This is a genomic window from Streptomyces sindenensis, assembly GCF_014649035.1.
GTDB lineage: Bacteria > Actinomycetota > Actinomycetes > Streptomycetales > Streptomycetaceae > Streptomyces > Streptomyces sindenensis.
The window spans coordinates 37,304-54,571 of sequence record NZ_BMSG01000013.1 but is presented as its reverse complement, the minus strand read 5'-3'; the positions used below and the strand labels follow the sequence as shown (position 1 = coordinate 54,571).

Annotated in this window: 10 protein-coding genes; 4 read left to right on the top strand and 6 right to left on the bottom strand. The window is 69.3% G+C overall.

Translation table 11 applies throughout. From position 1 onward, the window contains the following. Positions 1 to 287: 287 nt before the first annotated feature. The gene (locus IE145_RS16455) at positions 288 to 2,879 is read right to left on the bottom strand and encodes a glycoside hydrolase family 9 protein (RefSeq protein ID WP_373296593.1); all 2,592 of its coding nucleotides are present in this window, start codon (positions 2,877 to 2,879) and stop codon (positions 288 to 290) included. Positions 2,880 to 3,680: 801 nt separating this feature from the next. Between IE145_RS16455 and IE145_RS16450 the strand changes: the two genes are divergently transcribed. Next, a complete protein-coding gene (locus IE145_RS16450) occupies positions 3,681 to 4,769 on the top strand; it encodes a lytic polysaccharide monooxygenase auxiliary activity family 9 protein (protein ID WP_189525786.1) in 1,089 nt (362 codons plus the stop codon). 86 nt (positions 4,770 to 4,855) lie between these two features. Here the strand turns inward: IE145_RS16450 and IE145_RS16445 are convergent, their stop codons facing one another. Then, positions 4,856 to 6,322, bottom strand: coding sequence for a non-reducing end alpha-L-arabinofuranosidase family hydrolase (locus tag IE145_RS16445; protein ID WP_189525785.1), 1,467 nt, complete (start codon positions 6,320 to 6,322; stop codon positions 4,856 to 4,858). A gap of 562 nt (positions 6,323 to 6,884) precedes the next feature. Between IE145_RS16445 and IE145_RS16440 the strand changes: the two genes are divergently transcribed. Continuing rightward, a complete protein-coding gene (locus tag IE145_RS16440; protein WP_189525784.1) occupies positions 6,885 to 8,318 on the top strand; it encodes an endo-1,4-beta-xylanase in 1,434 nt (477 codons plus the stop codon). A gap of 209 nt (positions 8,319 to 8,527) precedes the next feature. On the opposite strand, the gene IE145_RS16435 is transcribed toward IE145_RS16440, so the two are convergent. After that, positions 8,528 to 11,209, bottom strand: coding sequence for an FG-GAP-like repeat-containing protein (locus IE145_RS16435; RefSeq protein ID WP_189525783.1), 2,682 nt, complete (start codon positions 11,207 to 11,209; stop codon positions 8,528 to 8,530). Positions 11,210 to 12,066: 857 nt separating this feature from the next. Between IE145_RS16435 and IE145_RS16430 the strand changes: the two genes are divergently transcribed. Together IE145_RS16430 and lepB are read left to right on the top strand one after the other, a co-directional pair. After that, positions 12,067 to 12,987: a hypothetical protein gene (locus IE145_RS16430; RefSeq protein ID WP_189525782.1), complete on the top strand. Its 921-nt coding sequence runs from the start codon at positions 12,067 to 12,069 to the stop codon at positions 12,985 to 12,987. Positions 12,988 to 13,157: 170 nt separating this feature from the next. Beyond that, on the top strand, positions 13,158 to 13,826 hold the full coding sequence (gene lepB, locus IE145_RS16425; RefSeq protein WP_189525781.1) for a signal peptidase I: 669 nt from the start codon (positions 13,158 to 13,160) through the stop codon (positions 13,824 to 13,826). 409 nt (positions 13,827 to 14,235) lie between these two features. On the opposite strand, the gene IE145_RS16420 is transcribed toward lepB, so the two are convergent. The 3 genes from IE145_RS16420 to IE145_RS16410 all read right to left on the bottom strand — a co-directional run bounded on the left by IE145_RS16420 (position 14,236) and on the right by IE145_RS16410 (position 17,211). After that, a complete protein-coding gene (locus IE145_RS16420; protein ID WP_189525780.1) occupies positions 14,236 to 14,787 on the bottom strand; it encodes a hypothetical protein in 552 nt (183 codons plus the stop codon). 244 nt (positions 14,788 to 15,031) lie between these two features. After that, on the bottom strand, positions 15,032 to 15,901 hold the full coding sequence (locus IE145_RS16415) for a hypothetical protein (protein WP_189525779.1): 870 nt from the start codon (positions 15,899 to 15,901) through the stop codon (positions 15,032 to 15,034). A 122-nt stretch (positions 15,902 to 16,023) separates the two neighbouring features. Continuing rightward, a complete protein-coding gene (locus IE145_RS16410) occupies positions 16,024 to 17,211 on the bottom strand; it encodes a glycoside hydrolase family 183 protein (RefSeq protein WP_189525778.1) in 1,188 nt (395 codons plus the stop codon). Positions 17,212 to 17,268: the final 57 nt, after the last annotated feature.

Here is a 17,268-nt window from a genome sequence, read left to right as displayed (position 1 = left end):
TCGGGATTCCCCGGCCGCCCGGGCGGCGAGGGCGGGGCCGGTCCGGAGGGCACCCTCACGGCACTGCGCGAACACCGGGCCGGTGGACCTCGGCAAGCGGTGGCGAACGAGCCGGGGGCGCCGACGCCGTGGGCGAGCAGCGCCCCCGATTCGGTCAGCACACCGCTGTGGCCGTGGTCACCGCCGCAGCGACGGCCCGTCCGGCCCACGCGTCTCACAGGCGTCCGGGAGCGCCCGGAGGCGGTTTCCCGCCGCTCTCCTCGTGCGCGGCGGGACGGACCGGCCCCTCATCGTCGTGCTGCCGTCCCGCAGACCTTGCCGTTCAGCCGGAAGACCTGAGGGTCGTGCACGAGACCGGTGGGCCGGCCGTTGAAGCCGAACCGCACGGTGCCACCGGGCGCGACGGTGGCGTTCCAGCTCAGGGCCTCGGCGGCGACCCGGGGACCGGTCTGCCCGATACCCGCGCCCCAGGCGTCGGTCACCTGCTGCTGGTCGGCGAACGTCCAGTCGAGCCGCCAGGACCGCACCGGGCGGTCGCCGGTGTTCTTCAGAGCGACGTGAGTGGTGAAGCCGTCGCTCCAACGCTGCGAGGTGTAGGTCACCTCGCACTGTGTCCTCACGGGCTCGCCGCCGCCCAGGTCGTCCGCATAGGACGCGACCCAGGCGAGCGGGGCGTTCCAGTTGATGGTGATCTCGTTCGTGGCCCATGACTCGATGTCGTCGATGTAGCACATCGCCGGTGCGCAGCCCTTCAGCTTGGCCTGCGCGACCGGGTCCTCGATGGATGCGTTCGGGCCACCGGCCAGCGACCCCGGTGCGGGGTTCGGCAGTGCGGGGTCGAGCTGGTTGGCCCAGAACCGGTGGTGCTGGTTGCGCGAGTCCCGCTCGCCGTACCCGGTGACATAGGACTGGTTCAGCGCGTTGCGGCCCAGGAGATAGTCGAGCCCGCGCAGTACGGCATCACGGTAGGCGGTCCTGCCGGTCAGGTCGTGTGCGGAGCCCAGGACGACCATGTTGTTGGCGACCTGACTGTTCGAGCCCCATACGTAGTGCCCGTCGTCGGGGGCGTACGGAAGGCCGTACGCGGCCCGGGCCGAATCGGCGGCGTACCCGTCGGCGGCTTCGGTCACCATGCCTCGCACCGTGGCGAGCTGATCGGCGGACAGCCCGCCCGGCACCCGCGCGAGGTTCAGGGCTCCGAGCCCGGCGACCGAGCCCCAGGACATGCCACCGCGCGGGAAGACGGCGTCGGTGTCACCGTGCAACGGGGAGCGGAGGACCTCCTGGCGGTAGCTGTCCTCGCCCGTGGTCAGGAAGAGTTCCGCGGCGGCCCAGTAGAACTCGTCCCGTACGTCGTCGTCGTTGTAGGCGCCGCCGCCCGTGGCGTCCTGCGGATCAGCGAGGAGGTCCGGATGGGCCTTGGCCGCTGTCCACGCGGAACGCGCGGCCGACCCGCACCGGGTGGCGAAGTCCGCGTCGTAGACCCGGAAGAGGCGGGCGCACTGGGCGGCGGCGGCCGCCAGGTTGAGGGTGGCCGCCGTGGTCGGCGGATGCAGTTCCCGGGGCTGGGGGTCGCGGTCCGGCCGGAGCGGCAGCCCGGTCCACGCCTTGTCGTGCAGCTTGTGGTGCGCCATGCCGGCGAGCGGCTCCCCTGCGGGCACCTGCATCCGCATGAGGAACTCCAGCTCCCAGCGTGCCTCGTCGAGGATGTCGGGAGTGCCGTTCCCCTGCTCGGGCAGCCGGAGCTCGCCGTCGCCGAGCGGCCCCGCGTCGGCTGCCCCCTCGTACAGGGTCCGCTCGAAGACGGCCATCAACTGGGCAACCGATATCCCTCCGTTGACCACGTACTTGCCGTGGTCACCGGCGTCGTACCAGCCGCCCCGCGCGTCGAGACGGTAGTCGCACACGCCCGGTTGGCAGGGTACGTCGGTGTCACCCTGGTTGGGGCTCACGCCCAGATGACCGGCCGGCCGCGCGTACTGCTCGCCCACGAGGTCCGCGTCGATCTCGATGCCGCTGCGGTTGTGGTAGAAGTACGCGAGCGCGTCGGTGCGCAGCGTCGCGTACAGGCTGTCGCCGATGGCGAACGGCTCGCTCCTCTCCCCCGCGACCGTGACGGTGTATCCCTCTCCCGTGGCCGTCACCGCACTGAAGTCGAACGTGTGGACATGCTGCCGGGACGCGGTGTCCACGCCCGCCGGAGTGGTGGTGCCCTCGGCCACGCGCGTCCCGGCGGCCGAACGGAGCGTCCAGGGCAGCGGGTCGATTCGTTCGGTGACGACGGTTCCCGACTTGGGGCCGTGGGTGAGGTATCCGACCTGGTTGACGCGGACGGGGGATCCGGTGTCCGGTTCGTACGGCGGCTGCGCGGTCCCCCCGCGCAGCGATACGTCGTCGACGCAGAAGGTGAAGGGTTCGGCGCTGCCTCCGATCTGGAAGGCGAGCTGCGCCGCGTCGTGGTCGGCTCCGGCCGTGAAGGTCTCCGTGAAACGTTCGCCGGTCGTCCCGACCTGTTGTGTGGTGGCGAGTTCCGTGGTCCACGGCTCGTTCGCCATCTGCACGTTGGTGTGGATGGTGACCGGCACGGTCGACGTCGCCGTGTAGCTCAGCGTGTACCCTTCGCCGGCGGTGAGCGCGAGGGCGTTCTGCCCGACGATGGCGTCCCACGCGTTGGCCGTGCCCGCGGGGACGTCGGCGCAGAGCCGTCCGTCCGAGACGGCGATGGGGCTGTTGGCCGTCGACCACCACGGGGCGGTGCCCGCGGAGAAGTCCCCGTTGATGATGAGCTCGGGGGCCTCGTCGAGCGGCTGGGCCGCGTCGGCGGGCCCGACGAGGGTGGCGGCCAGCAGCCCGGCGGTGGCTGCGACGCCCGCTAACACGCCGAGGTGCCTGGATCGGTACGGACGGCGGGACGTGCGGGATGGGTGGGGAACGAGCGGCTGATGTCGCGACACACTGAAGTCCTTACGAGAGAGGCGCGGACAGAAGTGGGAGCGCTCCCAACTTCAAGGCCGGAGCACGCGCCGTCAAGCGGTTGCACAGGATTCGTCGCCTTGCCGGGGTCACGGAAGGCGACAGCCCGGGCCGAGGTGCGAGGACGCCCGCCGCGCTGCCGCCCGGGTGCGCTCGACGGGCCGCCCCGCCCCGCCCCGTGCCCGTCGATCCGCTCGGCACGACTTCGGCAAGGGGACACCAGCGGGTTGTCAGGAGCACGGCAACACTCTTACAGTCCATAAGGTAAGCGGTGGGAGCGCTCCCAGAGCTGAACGGCCGGGCGCTTCCGATTCCGTGATCGCCCCATCCGGTCACCCCTCCTGGAGAGGCCCCGCATGCGAGCGTCAGCACACTCCCCCGGGACCACGCACAGCCTGCTCATCCCGCTCACCGGCGTCGGCCCGGTCCGCGTCGGGATACCGCCCGTACAGCCCCGGCCCCGGCCCCGGCCCCAACGGCACCGCCGCGCGTGAACCGGGGCGCACACGCATCGGCCCCGCCTCCCTCATGTCCCCCAGGTCCAGGGCGCGGCCCCGGTGACGTCACCGCGGTCCTCGCCTGCCGGTCCCCGCACTTTCGACTCCCGCGGTGCGCCGGCCGGTCCACCCACGGGCCCCCGCACGACGGCGGCCGCGAGAGAGAAGCGCAACCGGAAGAACGTTCCCCCTCAGGCACAGGAGAACCTCATGGCCCGACGCAAGAAGCTGTTCGCCTTCCTGGCGGCGGTGCTCGCGACACTGCTCGGCGGAATCGGCCTGTCCTTAATGGGCCAGGGCAGCGCGCAGGCACACGGCGTCACGATGACGCCGGGATCGCGTACCTACCTCTGCATGCTGGACGCCAAGACCGCCACCGGCGCTCTGGACCCGACAAACCCGGCGTGCAGGGCCGCGCTCGAAGAGAGCGGCCCGACCGCGCTGTACAACTGGTTCGCCGTACTCGACTCCAACGCGGGCGGGCGAGGCGCCGGTTACGTACCGGACGGAAAGCTGTGCAGCGCCGGCGACCGGTCACCGTACGACTTCACCGGCTACAACGCCCCGCGCTCCGACTGGCCACGGACGCACCTGACGTCCGGAAGGACGATCCAGATCAAGCACAGCAACTGGGCGGCACACCCGGGCTCGTTCCGGGTGTACGTGTCCAAGCCCGGCTACTCGCCCAGCACCGAGCTGGGCTGGGACGACCTGGAGCTGATCGGGACCGTCTCCGACCCGCCGCAGTCGGGCGGGCCCGGCACCGACGACGGTCACTACTACTGGGACCTGGACCTGCCCTCGGGCCGCTCGGGTGACGCGGTCATGTTCATCCAGTGGGTGCGCTCGGACAGCCAGGAGAACTTCTTCTCCTGCTCCGACATCGTCTTCGACGGCGGCAACGGCGAGGTGACCGGCATCCGCGGCTCGGGCGGCACTCCGAATCCGACGCCCACTCCGACCCCGACTCCGACACCCACCGACCCGCACACCGGGTGCATGGCCCTGTACAACGTGACCAACTCCTGGAGCGGCGGGTTCCAGGGTTCGGTGGAGGTCATGAACCACGGCACGACGGCGCGTGAGGGCTGGGCCGTCCGGTGGAAGCCCGGCGCGGGCACCGAGATCAGCAGCGTGTGGAACGGCGCGCTGACCACGGAGCCCGACGGCACGCTCACGGTGAGGAACCTCGACCACAACCGCACCATCGCACCGGAGGGCAGCGTCACCTTCGGGTTCACCGCGACCTCGGCCGGCAACGACTTCCCGGTCGGTTCGATCGGCTGCGTCACCCCGTAACCGCGGACGCGGCAGACCTGGCGGGCTCGGCCTTCCGCCGAGCCCGCCGCCACGGCCCCTGTCGGAGCCGGGCATGTGTCACGTCGTCAGCGCTGGAGCGTCAGCAGACCAGGGCGGTAGGGCAGGAGGCCGTAGTCGCCGCCGGAGTCGGGGCTGCGCCCCTGGTAGAGCATCTGCAGATGGCAGGGATCGACGGTCATGGTCTGGTCGGGGTTCGAGCGGATCAGTTCGCCGTGGCTGATGTCATTGGTCCAGGCGGCGCCACTGTTGGCCTTGCCGGCGAAGGGGTTGCCCTCGGTCGCCGCCTGGGGTGTCCACGCGCCGTTCAGGCTGGTGGCCGTGAACGAGCGGAAGTAGCGACCCTGCGAGCCGATCGCCTCGACGATCATGAGGTAGCGGTTCTGGCCCTGCAGCTTGTAGACCTGCGGGGCTTCGAACAGGTTGTTCGTCGTATCGCTCATGATCACTGTCGAGGTCGAGCCGAAGCTGCCCGGGAAGTTCCCGATCGGCATGTCGGCCCGGTAGATCTTGCCGTTGTCGCCGGCGAAGAACAGGTACATGTTCGTCCCGTCACCGATGAGCGTCTGGTCGATGGGGCCCGTTCCGGAGTCGGGAATGCTTCCGGAGAAGAGCACCTGCGGGGATGACCAGCCGTTCGGGTCGGTCGGATCGCTCGACGTCCGGTAGGAGAAGGCGGACCCGCCCCACTGGTAGGCGAGCACCCAGACACTCTTCGGTGCGAAGTAGAAGAGCGTGGGCGCGACGGTGGAAGCCGACATCGCGTTCTGATCGGCCGAGGCCATCTGCGACCAATCGGAGAACAGACCGAAGTTCATCGAGCCCCACCGCGTCCCCGTGTCGTGCGTCGTCGCGTACACGAGCTGTTTGCCCTCGTAGGGGACGACGGTGAAGTCCTTCAACGAGACCCACCCCGGCCTGGGCTGCGCCAACGGGCCCGACGATGCCCAGCGGTAGGTCCCCGGAAGATCGCACGGGCCGGTACCGCCACCGCCGACCTTGACGAGCTGCCACTGCTGGTTGGCGCCGCCCCAGTCGTCGTACTGGACGGTGTTCGCGTTGTCGGCGGTGGAGGCGCCTTGTACCTCAAGGGCCTTGCCGCTGTGGCGCGAGATGAACCTCACGTAGCCGTCCGGGCTGTCGGCCAGTCGCCATTGCTGGTTGGCGGCGTTCAGATCGGTCCACTGGACGATCGATCCGCCGTTCGCGGTGGACCAGTTGTAGACGTCCAGCACCTTGCCGGAATGGCGGGACTTGATGCGGTAGTAGCCGCCGCCGGAATCGACGAACTGCCACTGCTGCTGGCTCTGATCGTTCCTGGTCCACTGAGTGATGCGGGCGCCGTCGCCGGTCGCCCTGTTGTAGACGTCCAGGGCCTTGCCGCTGTTGCGATTGACCAGCACGTACGAGGCGTCGGGGTCCACGGTCGCCGCCTCGGCGGGCTGGGCACCGAGGAAGGTGGCAACGAGTAACAAGGGTGCAAGGACCGCGAGCAGGCGTCTGGGCCGGGCCGGGGACGAGTGGCGATACCACATGAGCTGCGCCTCCTGAGAGTGAGCTGAGGTGACCCTGATGAACAGCGGAGCGGAGTGCCGTGGGTTCGAGAACGGTTTCGAAAGTTTCGAGGACTCCCGGATCTCCGACGCCACAAGCTAGGGACGCCGGGTTCTCCGGTCAAGGCTTGCCACTGGTCCGCCCATAGCCAGCATCTCCCCCTCGCCCCCGGACAAGCGATCGCACCCAGCACACCTCCCCTGGGTGCGCTCATGCGGTTCTCCCAGCCCACGGCGCATATATGGAGGGATAAAGCCGAGCAGACAACGTCCGAGCACTCACCCCGACCGCGACCCCACGACCTTCGCCGACGACTTCACCGGGGCCACATTCTCCCCACCAGGGTGTCTGAAAGTTTCGAGTCACCAATCGAAACTTGTGCTGCGAGGAGTATTGACGGCCCATCATCGATGCCTCAATCATCCGTGTCTGAGGAACTGACCGTGGTCCGCGATACCGAACGTCGGCCGCGGCCCTGTGTCCCGCACAGCAGATCCGCGCACCCCCTCAGTCCTTTCGTGATTCCACCTTGGAGGCACAGTCATGGGCTCTTACGCCCTTCCCGGGCCCGGTGTCCGCCGGAAAGCTCGCAGCCTGCTGTTAGCGCTGGTCGTCGGCGCCCTCGGTGCGTCCGCCGCGCTGGTCGCACCACCGGAAGCCCACGCCGCGGAGAGCACGCTGGGCGCCGCGGCGGCCCAGAGCGGCCGCTACTTCGGCACCGCCATCGCCTCGGGCCGGCTGGGCGATTCGACGTACGCGTCGATCGCGAACCGCGAGTTCACCATGGTGACGGCCGAGAACGAGATGAAGATCGACGCCACCGAACCGCAGCGGGGCCAGTTCAACTTCAGCGCCGCCGACCGTGTCTACAACTGGGCGGTGCAGAACGGCAAGGAGGTGCGTGGCCACACCCTGGCCTGGCACTCCCAGCAACCCGGCTGGATGCAGAGCCTCAGCGGCAACGACCTGCGCCAGGCGATGATCGGCCACATCAACGGCGTGATGGCCCACTACAAGGGCAAGATCGTCCAGTGGGACGTCGTGAACGAGGCCTTCGCCGACGGTAGTTCCGGAGCCCGACGCGACTCCAACCTGCAGCGCAGCGGCAACGACTGGATCGAACTCGCCTTCCGCACCGCTCGCGCCGCCGACCCGTCCGCCAAGCTCTGCTACAACGACTACAACGTCGAGAACTGGACCTGGGCCAAGACCCAGGCCATGTACTCCATGGTCCGGGACTTCAAGCAGCGCGGCGTGCCGATCGACTGCGTCGGCTTCCAGGCGCACTTCAACAACGGCAGCCCCTACAACAGCAACTTCCGTACCACGCTGCAGAACTTTGCCGCCCTCGGAGTCGACGTGGCCGTCACCGAGCTGGACATCCAGGGCGCCTCGCCCACGACCTACGCCAACGTGACCCATGACTGCCTGGCCGTCGAGCGCTGCCTCGGCGTCACCGTCTGGGGTGTGCGCGACAGCGACTCCTGGCGACCGGAGCACACACCGCTGCTGTTCAACAACGACGGGAGCAAGAAGGCCGCCTACTCGGCCGTCCTCAACGCACTCAACGGCGGCGGCACAACGGAGCCCCCGGCGGGTTCCGGACAGATCAAGGGCGTCGGTTCGGGCCGCTGTCTGGACGTGCCCAACTCCGGCACCGCCGACGGCACCCAGCTCCAGCTGTGGGACTGCGGCAGCGGCGCCAACCAGCAGTGGGCGGCCACCGACGCGGGTGAGTTCCGGGTCTACGGCAACAAATGCCTGGACGCCGCCGGCACGAGCAACGGCAGCAAGGTCCAGATCTACAGCTGCTGGGGCGGTGACAACCAGAAGTGGCGGGTCAACTCCGACGGATCCATCGTCGGCGTCCAGTCCGGCCTCTGCCTCGACGCCGTCGGAACCGGCACCGCCAACGGCACCCAGATCCAGCTCTACTCCTGCTCGAACGGCAGTAACCAGCGCTGGACCCTCACCTGACGGGACCTGCCACAGGCGAACGGATGAACCGATGACGGCCTGCGGTGCGGCGACGAGGGCGCCGAGGCTGTGACCGTGCCGGGCCCGGCGTCACCCCGGGCCCCGGCACGCGCGGTCGGCCAGGAAAAGACGGGGCCCTCCTTCGCGGGAGAGCCCCGTCCTCCTGCGTGGCGCGTGCGCGCGTGGCGCTCGCCTCACGGTGGGAGACCCTACGGGTGGAGCACCTTGCCGATGCGAGCGGCCGCGGGAGTGCCCAGCTCGGTGAGGCCGTAGAAGACGCCCGAGGTGGTGACGATGCCCGATGCGCTGCTGTTGTCGAGCTGGAGGACGGTGCCGTTGCCGGCGTCCTCGCCCTCGGCGCCGATCGCCACATCCGCCCGGCTGTACCCGGACAGGTCGGTCAGGGAGACTGCCGAGCCGAAGCGGTCGTCTCGCTCGGACGTGCCCGGCACACCCTTGGTGTCCTGCGAGTAGATGACGGCGCCCGTGCCCGTGGGTCCGGTGGAGGTGGAACGCAGGAGCAGCGTCGAGCCGGCGTTGACGTACGAAACGTCGTTGCGGGTTACGTTCTCGCCCGGCAGGCCGACCAGGATGTCGGCGTACCCGTCGAGGTCGACGTCACCGATGGAAACGGACGCACCCATGCCATCGCCGCTCTCGTCAAGGCCGGGAACGCTGGTCGTGTCCTGGTGCAGGGTCTTGGTCCCCGCGGAGGTCAGGCCCGCCGACGAACCGAAGACCGCGGTAACGGCGCCGCCCACGGCGGTGTGACCCGACTCGGTGGCGGACGGCTGCCCGACGGCGAGGTCGGTGTAGCCGTCGCCGTTGAGGTCACCCGCGGCCAGCGAACGACCGCCGGGCGCGGTCAGCATGCCGACCCGCTGCAGACCGGTCGGTGAGCCCTTCAGCCACACCAGGCGGCCCTTGCCCTCCGTGTCACGGAACGAGACCGCCGCGTCGGCGTAACCGTCACCGTTGAAGTCGCCGGTCGACGCCGAGGAGTAGGAGACGCGGCCCGTGTACGACGTAGCCGTGTCCAGATAGCCCCTCGTACCCACGCCGGACGCGGAGTCCCAGGCGTACCAGCGGCCCGGGACGCCAGGTGCGACGGAGAAGATGTCCGCCTTGCCGTCGGCGTTGAAGTCGCCCGCCGCGACGGTCGTGCCGAGCCCTTCGTCCGCGGTCCGGGTGTCCGAGTTGGTCCAGTACAGCTTGCCCGTGGTGAGCGCGGGGCCGTACAGCGCGGTGACGGAACCGGTGTTGGCCTGCCCGGTCACCCCGTTCTCGCCGGGGGCGCCGACGATCAGGTCGGCGAAACCGTCACCGTTCAGGTCGCCGTACGCCGTGGAGGAACCGAACCGGTCGTCGCTCTCGGAGGTGCCGGGCACACCCGGGCTGCTCTGGTCGATCGTGCGGCGCGCCGCGGCGACGGGGCCGTCCGTGCCGCCGGGCAGGATGTGGACGCTGCCGTCGCTGCTCGCGGCCTTCGGCGTACCGATGACGAGATCGGTGATGCCGTCGCGGTTGAAGTCGGACGTCGGGATCGCGGAGTTGCGGCCCGCGCCGGACGCGAACCTGCGGATCGCCGGCAGCTCACTGTAGAGGTTCACGCCGGGGCAGAGCGTGGCGAAGCCGTCGCGGTGACCCGAGATGGTGCTCAGCGTGGCCTTCTCGCCGGCCCGGTACTTGCCGGTGTCGGCTGCGGCGGTCAGCGTGACCGTGCCGCTGGGGCTGACACCGTACTGGCCGAGCTTCCAGGCGGCGACGCGCGCGGCCGAGTCCAGGGCGGCCCGGCTGGGCCTGCCCGTCTCGAAGTTGCCGAGCAGCGCGACGCTCGTGGAGTAGGAGTTGAAGCCGTAGGTGTGCGCACCGAGCACGGGCAGGTCGGCGCCGCCCTCACGGCCCTCGAAGATCTGGCCGCACTTGTCGACGAGGAAGTTGTAGCCGATGTCCTTCCAGCCCTCGTAACCCGGGCGCGGCGTCACATGGTAGGCGTAGATCGCGCGGACCATCGCGGGAGACTCGGAGCAGCTGTAGTTGTTCGAGTCGGCCGTGTGGTGGACGAAGACGGCCTGGATCCTGTCGATGTACTCCGGGTCGCTGTAGTTCGTGGCCAGCGACTCGTCCGGGCCCCAACCGGTACGCAGCGTCATGGGCGGCCGCGTCACCGTGGAAGGTGGCGCGGTCGGTGTGGTCGGCGTCGGGGTGGTGGTCGGCGTGCCCGTCGGAGTGACCGGATCCGTCGGCGTGGCGCTCGTGCCCGCCGTCTGCGTGGCCGCGTCCGTGGGTGTCGGGGACGCGGTTTCCGTCTCCGTGGCGGCTGCGGCCGGCGCAGGCGTCGCTGTCCCTTCGAGGGCGTACGCCGCCGGCTGCGCGTCCGCGCCCGGCGCCTTGGCCTCCTTGGCTGTGACACCCGGGTCCACCAGGGTCAGTTCCAGCCCCTTGGGCAGACCGGCGCTCGACTTGCCGTCCGCCCTCAGTACACGTCCCTGAACGGCGTCGGACGGCCCCACCCACAGCGGCTCCGACATGCCGGGCAGATCGGCCCTGGCGTCCCGCTTCTCGGCGAGGTGCTGGTCGAGGTGCACCTCCAGCCAGTCGCCCCACTCGCCGGTCTCGCGGTTGCGCGTACGCACCTCCGCTGTGCCTTCGATTTCCGCATCCGGGTTCACCCAGGTGACACCGACAAGGGAGAACGGCTCGGTGCTGGTGCGCGGCACATCGCGCTTCTCGCTTCCCGTCCCCTTGAAGTCGAGCGAGTGCACCTCGGCCTTGCGTGGCTTCAGCCCCTCCCGCACCGGGTCCGTGCCGGGACTGGCCACAGCGGCTGTGACGACCCCCGCACCACCGAGCACGACGGCCCCGACGGTCAGCCAGGCGCGGCGTTTCATGCTCAGCGGTCTGTAGGCATGCGACTTACGCGAACTCAAATCCCTTACCCCTTATCGGAGGTCCGTTTCGGCTTACCCCCGAAAAGAGGCGTGCCCTTATACCCAGCGCCCTGCCCTCCTGAAACGTCACATGGGGGGGGCCGGGCGGGCGGTCAGCCGATGGTGCTGCGCGGTCGGCCGGCAGGCCGGTGCGACCCCGCCCCCCTGATCAGGCCCATGGCCGAATGCGAAGGCCAGGGCGATACGCAGAAGGACTGAGCGACCGGAGTGACGTTTCGGGGCCGGGGTGCGCTTGGTCTCCGACTGGGCGAGGAGAGTTCCCCCTCTGGGCGTTCCCGGGGGAACTCGGCCGTGCTTGAAGACCGGGGGGCCGGATGACCGGGGGGCGGATGCTCGACGGTCGGGCGTGGAAGCCCGAGCGGAAAAGTGGCCATCGGTTCGCCGCCGGGCCGGAGGAGTCCGTACAGCAGATGTATTTCCGCCGCACGGTCGCCCGGGGGCGCCGACGACGGCCTGCCGGTGAGATGAGCCGAACTGTTCGGGCAGGGGGGTGAGGCGTGGGCTCAGTTTCCTGTGACGTTTCTGTGTGCCGGGACGCAGGGGTAAGGGGACCGGAGTCGGACGAACGAAGAGGCGTGTGTGGCCAGGGGCGGGGACAAGCGGCGTTCGCAGGAGAGCGCCCTGGGGCGCGGGGCATGTGAGTCCTCGTACGAGCCACGCGTACCGAAGACCGAGCGCACCACCGGCGTACCGGGCGTCACCGTGCCCAACCACCGCCTCGGCCTGTCCACACCGGATCAACCCCCGACATCACGGCCCGGTCGCTGGAACCGGGACCATTCATATAAGGGAGCGTCATGACAGTAGGCAGCATCCTGGGCCGGAACGTGGCCCGAACGGCGGTTGCCCTCGGAGCGGCTTTCGCCCTGGCGGTGACGATGGCCCCGCTCACGGGCACGGCGCAGGCCCACGAAGCGGTGGCGGGATCGCTCAGCTTCAGCGGTGAGCCGGGTGAGTACATCTCCGGCGGACAGTCCCACACCTACACCCCCGAGACGACGGAGATGTTCGAGGTCTCCGGGCCGACCTCGCAGTCCGCCGTGGGCGCCACGGTCGTCACGCCCGAGGGCGAGCGCTGGGCCCTGTCCATGTCGGCCCCCTACGGCCAAATCCTCGTGGCCGGAACCACCTACGCCAACGCCCGCAGTTGGCCCGAAGCTCAGCCGGAGGATCCCAAGCTGCAGTTCAGCGAGACGGACAGGTACTGCGAGAGCGGCACCGGCTCCTTCACCATCTCGCACATCGCCTACGGTCCCCACGGCTACATCCGTGAGGTGGACGCGACCTTCGAGCGGACCTGCAGCGGCTCCACACTGCCCGTGCGCGGCGAGCTGCATGCCCGGATGCCCGAGCCGCCCGTGGAGCTCGCCATCGGCGTGCAGCTGGAGACGACGGGCACGGTGGCCGCCCGCACCGGCGAGATCACCGTCGGCGGCACGGCCACCTGCAACAAGCCGGCCCGCATCAGCATCAACGTCAGCGCCTACCAAACCCAGAAGCGTGCGACGGCGAACGGCTCCCACGAGGGCCTGATCGTCGTCTGCGAGCCGGGAGCCCCGGTCCCGTGGACCACGTCCTTCCCCAGCAACATCGACCCCACCGCCTCCTTCCAGCCCGGCACGGCCGTGCTCCGGGGACTGGCCAGTGCGGACGACCGTGACTACCCCGTGAGCGTCAGCGACTTCCAGAGCAACGACATCACGCTCGTCAGGTCCTGACCCAGTGACGGGCCCGGCCCGGCCGGGTCCGTCACTGTTCGTGCAAACATCAAGCGCGGCTGAGGACTTCAGCAATCAGAGCGGCCGTTCGGGTCAGGTGGGTTTCCGTTCCGGAACCGCCTGGCCTCCGCTGCTCCGCTGGGCTCAGGGCGTGTCAAGGGAAGGTGTTCATGCAGCAGCAAGGAGCGGGCAGCTGCCTGAGAGTCGCGGCCTGGGTCCTGGTGCCACTCGGACTGCTCCTGGCGGTAGGAGGCATCGGGTACTTCTTCACGCACTACCAGGGGGCCACCGTCATGAGCGAGGCCATGGCGCCCACTTACCGACAGGGCGACCGGCTGGTCATCGAGCGCATCGACGCGGACGAGGTACGCAGGGGTGATGTCGTGCTCGTCGATGTGCCCGATCGCTATCAGGGCGGTCCGGTCCTGCAGCGGGTCATCGGGATGGCCGGCGATCACGTCGTGTGCGACGGAAATCGGATCACGGTGAACGGCGAGCCGGTCGAAGAGCCGTATCTGATGCGCGGGGAAGTGAACCCGGGGACCGGGCCGTACGACGTGCGGGTGCCGGACGGGCGGATCTTCCTGCTGGGCGATCACCGGGGGAACTCCAACGACTCGCGGTTCTTCCTGAACGAGCAGTCGGGCAGTGTCGCGGCCTCCGGAGTGCTCGGGCGCGTGAATGAGGGTGTCGCCGCGCCGGCGGCGTCGGGGACGCTCGGATTCCTTGGGGTCCTGCTGGCCATGGTCGGAATCGGCCTGGGGATCGGAGGATACGTTGCCAGACGGCGCGCCCGGCGGCCGATCACAGCTGTGCCGCCCTGGGCCGCGGCACAGTGAAGACCAGTGAATCTCCTCTCAAGCGGAGATGAACCGGGATTCAACATGCCGACCCTCCCCGGTGTCCGGACAGGTGCAGGTGCCCTTCGGCGGGGACGTCGGCCTCTTCCCACTCGACGTTCGCCATGTGCGGCATCTGACGTTACGAGGGAGAGCGCAGCCATGACGCCGCAGGCAGGATCCCGCCGTGTGGCATGCGGCATGCCGTACTCGTGTCATGGCTGACCACGGCACCGATTCCCCTCCCTTGGGCGGCCGCAGCAGCGGCGCCTCGGTCTCGCTGATCGCCGGCACGTTGCAGGCGATCCGGGAGCGGGTGGCGCCGCTGCCGCCTCCCGCTCCCGAACGGCGCCGTCGCCGGCCGAGCGACTGTGCGTTCCCGACGGAGTGGCGCTCTCCGCGGGTCGGCTCATTTCCAGACGGCGAACGCCTGGTCGTCGCTGCGCCGCAGAAGGCCGCCCTTTACCCACTCGACCTTCTCGGGCGCAGCGTTGGAGCCCGGGGCGGAGAGGTAGACCGTGCATGCCTCGTAACTCTCGCCGGCCGCGGCTTGCGCGAACTCGCTGGAGTTGTGTTCGTCGAGGCACTTGTCGAACTTCGGAGCGTCCTCGTAGCTGAGCTTCCCGTCCGTGCCCACGACGGGTTCCGGAAAGGCGCTCATGATGTTCAACTGAGTCAGCAGGGCACCGTCCGCCGTAACGTCGAAAGAGGGTCCGTTCACATCGCCCGCGTCGGTCTTGGTCACACGGTAGTGGACGTAGTACGGCGTACGGCCTTCATATGTGGCTGCCTCCTTGAGCACGGACAGGTCGCCGGAGGTCCCGGCGACCACGCGCAAGACGCTGACCTCAAGGTTGTCCTTCTTCGCCTTGGCGCCATAGGACAGCTCCTGGGCGCCGGAGCATCCGGCGAGTGCGCAGGTGGTGGCGGCGAGGACGGCGAATATCGTACGAGTGTTCAAGGATCCCCCTGTGTTACTGATCGAAAGTATTCGGGCGGTGGGCGGTCAGGACATGGCGAAGAGGACGCTCCGCGCGTCGAACCGGTAGGAGAGCGGATCGTGGACGGGTCATGCCGTGATCTCCCGAAGTGCGATCAAGCCAGCACGACAGGTCCGGCTTCCGCGGTGTTGACGTCTCTGATCGGCCTCATGCCCTGACCGACGCCCTGATGACGTACCGGTTCACCAGCCGTCGCGTGCTGCTCTACGGGTTGCTTGTCACCTCGAAGCCCGAGCCGTAGACGTCAGCGGGATCGGCGGTGTCCCGGGCGCGCAGGTCGGCGAGGATGTTGGCCGAGCTGGTGTACACGTAGGGGGGAATGCCGAGGATGACGCCCTTGGTTATGCCCGCCCAGGGGCCCTCCGCCTGGAATCCATTGGCCTCAGAGGGGTACGCGGTGCCCGGTACGTGCCAGATGGCCGGGCCGCCGGAGTCGCGGGCCTTGTGCTTGGCGTGCGACTGGTAGACGCCGCTGCTGCTGTTGGTGATCCGTCCGTACCAGACGCCCAGTTGTCCGGACACCACGAGTTCGTTGTTGTTGAACAGAGAGGCGCCGAGGAGACGCTCGTCGTCACGGGCGGGCGACAGGGCGTTCGGGCTGGCCTTGCCGCCGGGGACCTCCAGTTCGTCGGTCTGCTTCAGATGCGGCCCCTGTGATGAGAGTGCCACTCCATCGACCAGTTCGATGACCATGTAGTCCTTGGTCAGGTGTCCGGTCATCGAACCCTCGGGGTCCTTGAAATAGCGCACGTACCCGATCGGGCCGGCGGCGATGTCCTGCCGGTGGTAGACGGGGGCGATGTTCTCGTGGATCTCGCGGTCCGCGTAGCGCGGGTCGTTGATGCAGTGGCCTGCGGATATGGCGATCTTCCGCCCGTAGTCGTCATTGCCGACCGCTCCCACGGTGCAGAAGACGTCGGGCGCGGCCGGGTTGAAGGCGATCTGCATGCCGTTGTGCACGCGCTTACCGGAAACGCGGTCCTCCGGCGCGGTGTCGGCGGCGGAGGCGGTGCCGGCGCCGAGGGTCCCGGCGAGTGCCAGGGTCACGGTGAGGGTGCTCAGTCGTCGGAACATGCGTGCTTCCTGTCTGTCGGGGTGGCTGTTCGCGTCTCGTCCGCCATGCCCTTGGCGGGGTGTCGATCGACGCGATGTGGATCACGGCTGAGGCGGCCCCGCCGCGGTGCCGTAGGGCGCGGCTAGGGGTTGATGCCGTCGAACTGCAGGACTCGGTAGGGCGGTTGGTGCAGGACGCCGGGCCACTGGGAGACGATGAGGGTGAGCGAGGTCGCACTCGCGCTGCCCGGGTGGATGTAGCCGCCGTACAGGTTGGGGATCTGCGGCTTGCCCCAGTGGTTCGCCGGCCAGCGGTTGTCGCCGACGATCTGCGGCTTGGGCGCGGTCCACACGGCGTCGGGACGCGACGCGGACCGGGTGCTGATGGAGTAGTCGGTGACGTCGAAGTAGCTCATGCAGTACCGGCCGCCGATCCGCTTGACCGAGAACTCGCCGATGTGGTTGCCGGTCAGGATCGGCGAGGGCCCGACGGCGTTGGTCCACTGCCAGCGACCCTCGTGGTGTGCCCAGTTCTGCTGGGCGCCGAAGTTCCCCGCCCGGAAGTCGTCGGGGCGGATCCGGAAGAGCTGGATGGCCCCACCGTCGGCGGTGTTGCGGTGTGTCCCGTTCCAGCGCTTGGAGAAGATGTAGAGCCAGCCGTCGGGGTCGATGCCCGCGAAGGACCACATCCCGTACATGGACTGGTTCACGCCCTGCATGTCACCCGCCCAGTGGTACGGGTAGTCGTGCCAGGTGACGCCGTGGTCGTCCGAGTAGGCGACGCCGGACATCACCGAGCCGTCGTAGCCCGCGGGCGGCTCCCACGTGCCGACCGAGGTGTACTGGATGTACGTGCGTCCACCGAACTCGATGCAGTCGTTGGGGATACGGCTCACCTCGAAGCCGAACCCGTTGTCCGCGTTGGTCCGGTAGTCGAACAGTTGCCGGGCCCGGCCGCCCGTGGGCAGTGCCCAGGTGAACGAGATGGGAGTCGCGCCGGACGCGTCGAACCCGCCCTGGCAAAGCATCAGCGGCGAGCCGAGGTAGTCGCCGTACTGCTGCATGCCGGACCATGTGTCGCCGAAGACGTAGCCCCAGGTGCCGTCGTGTTCGCGGTAGTACGGGATGGCGAGGTCGCTGGAGCCGATTCCCTGGGCGGCGGCCGAGTCCCCGGGCTCGTCGCACAGGGGGGTGCCGCGCTGTGCGGCCCAGGCGGGGGCAGCCGGGGCGACGGCTGCCAGGCCCGCGCCCAGGGCAAGGCCGCCGCCGGCCCTGAGGACGGTACGGCGCGAGGGGTGGGGCCGGCGGCCCGTGGGGGGCGATTCGGTCACGGTCGTTCCTCCGAGCAGAGGGAGAAGGGGAGCGGATGGTGCCTGTGAGTGCGATGC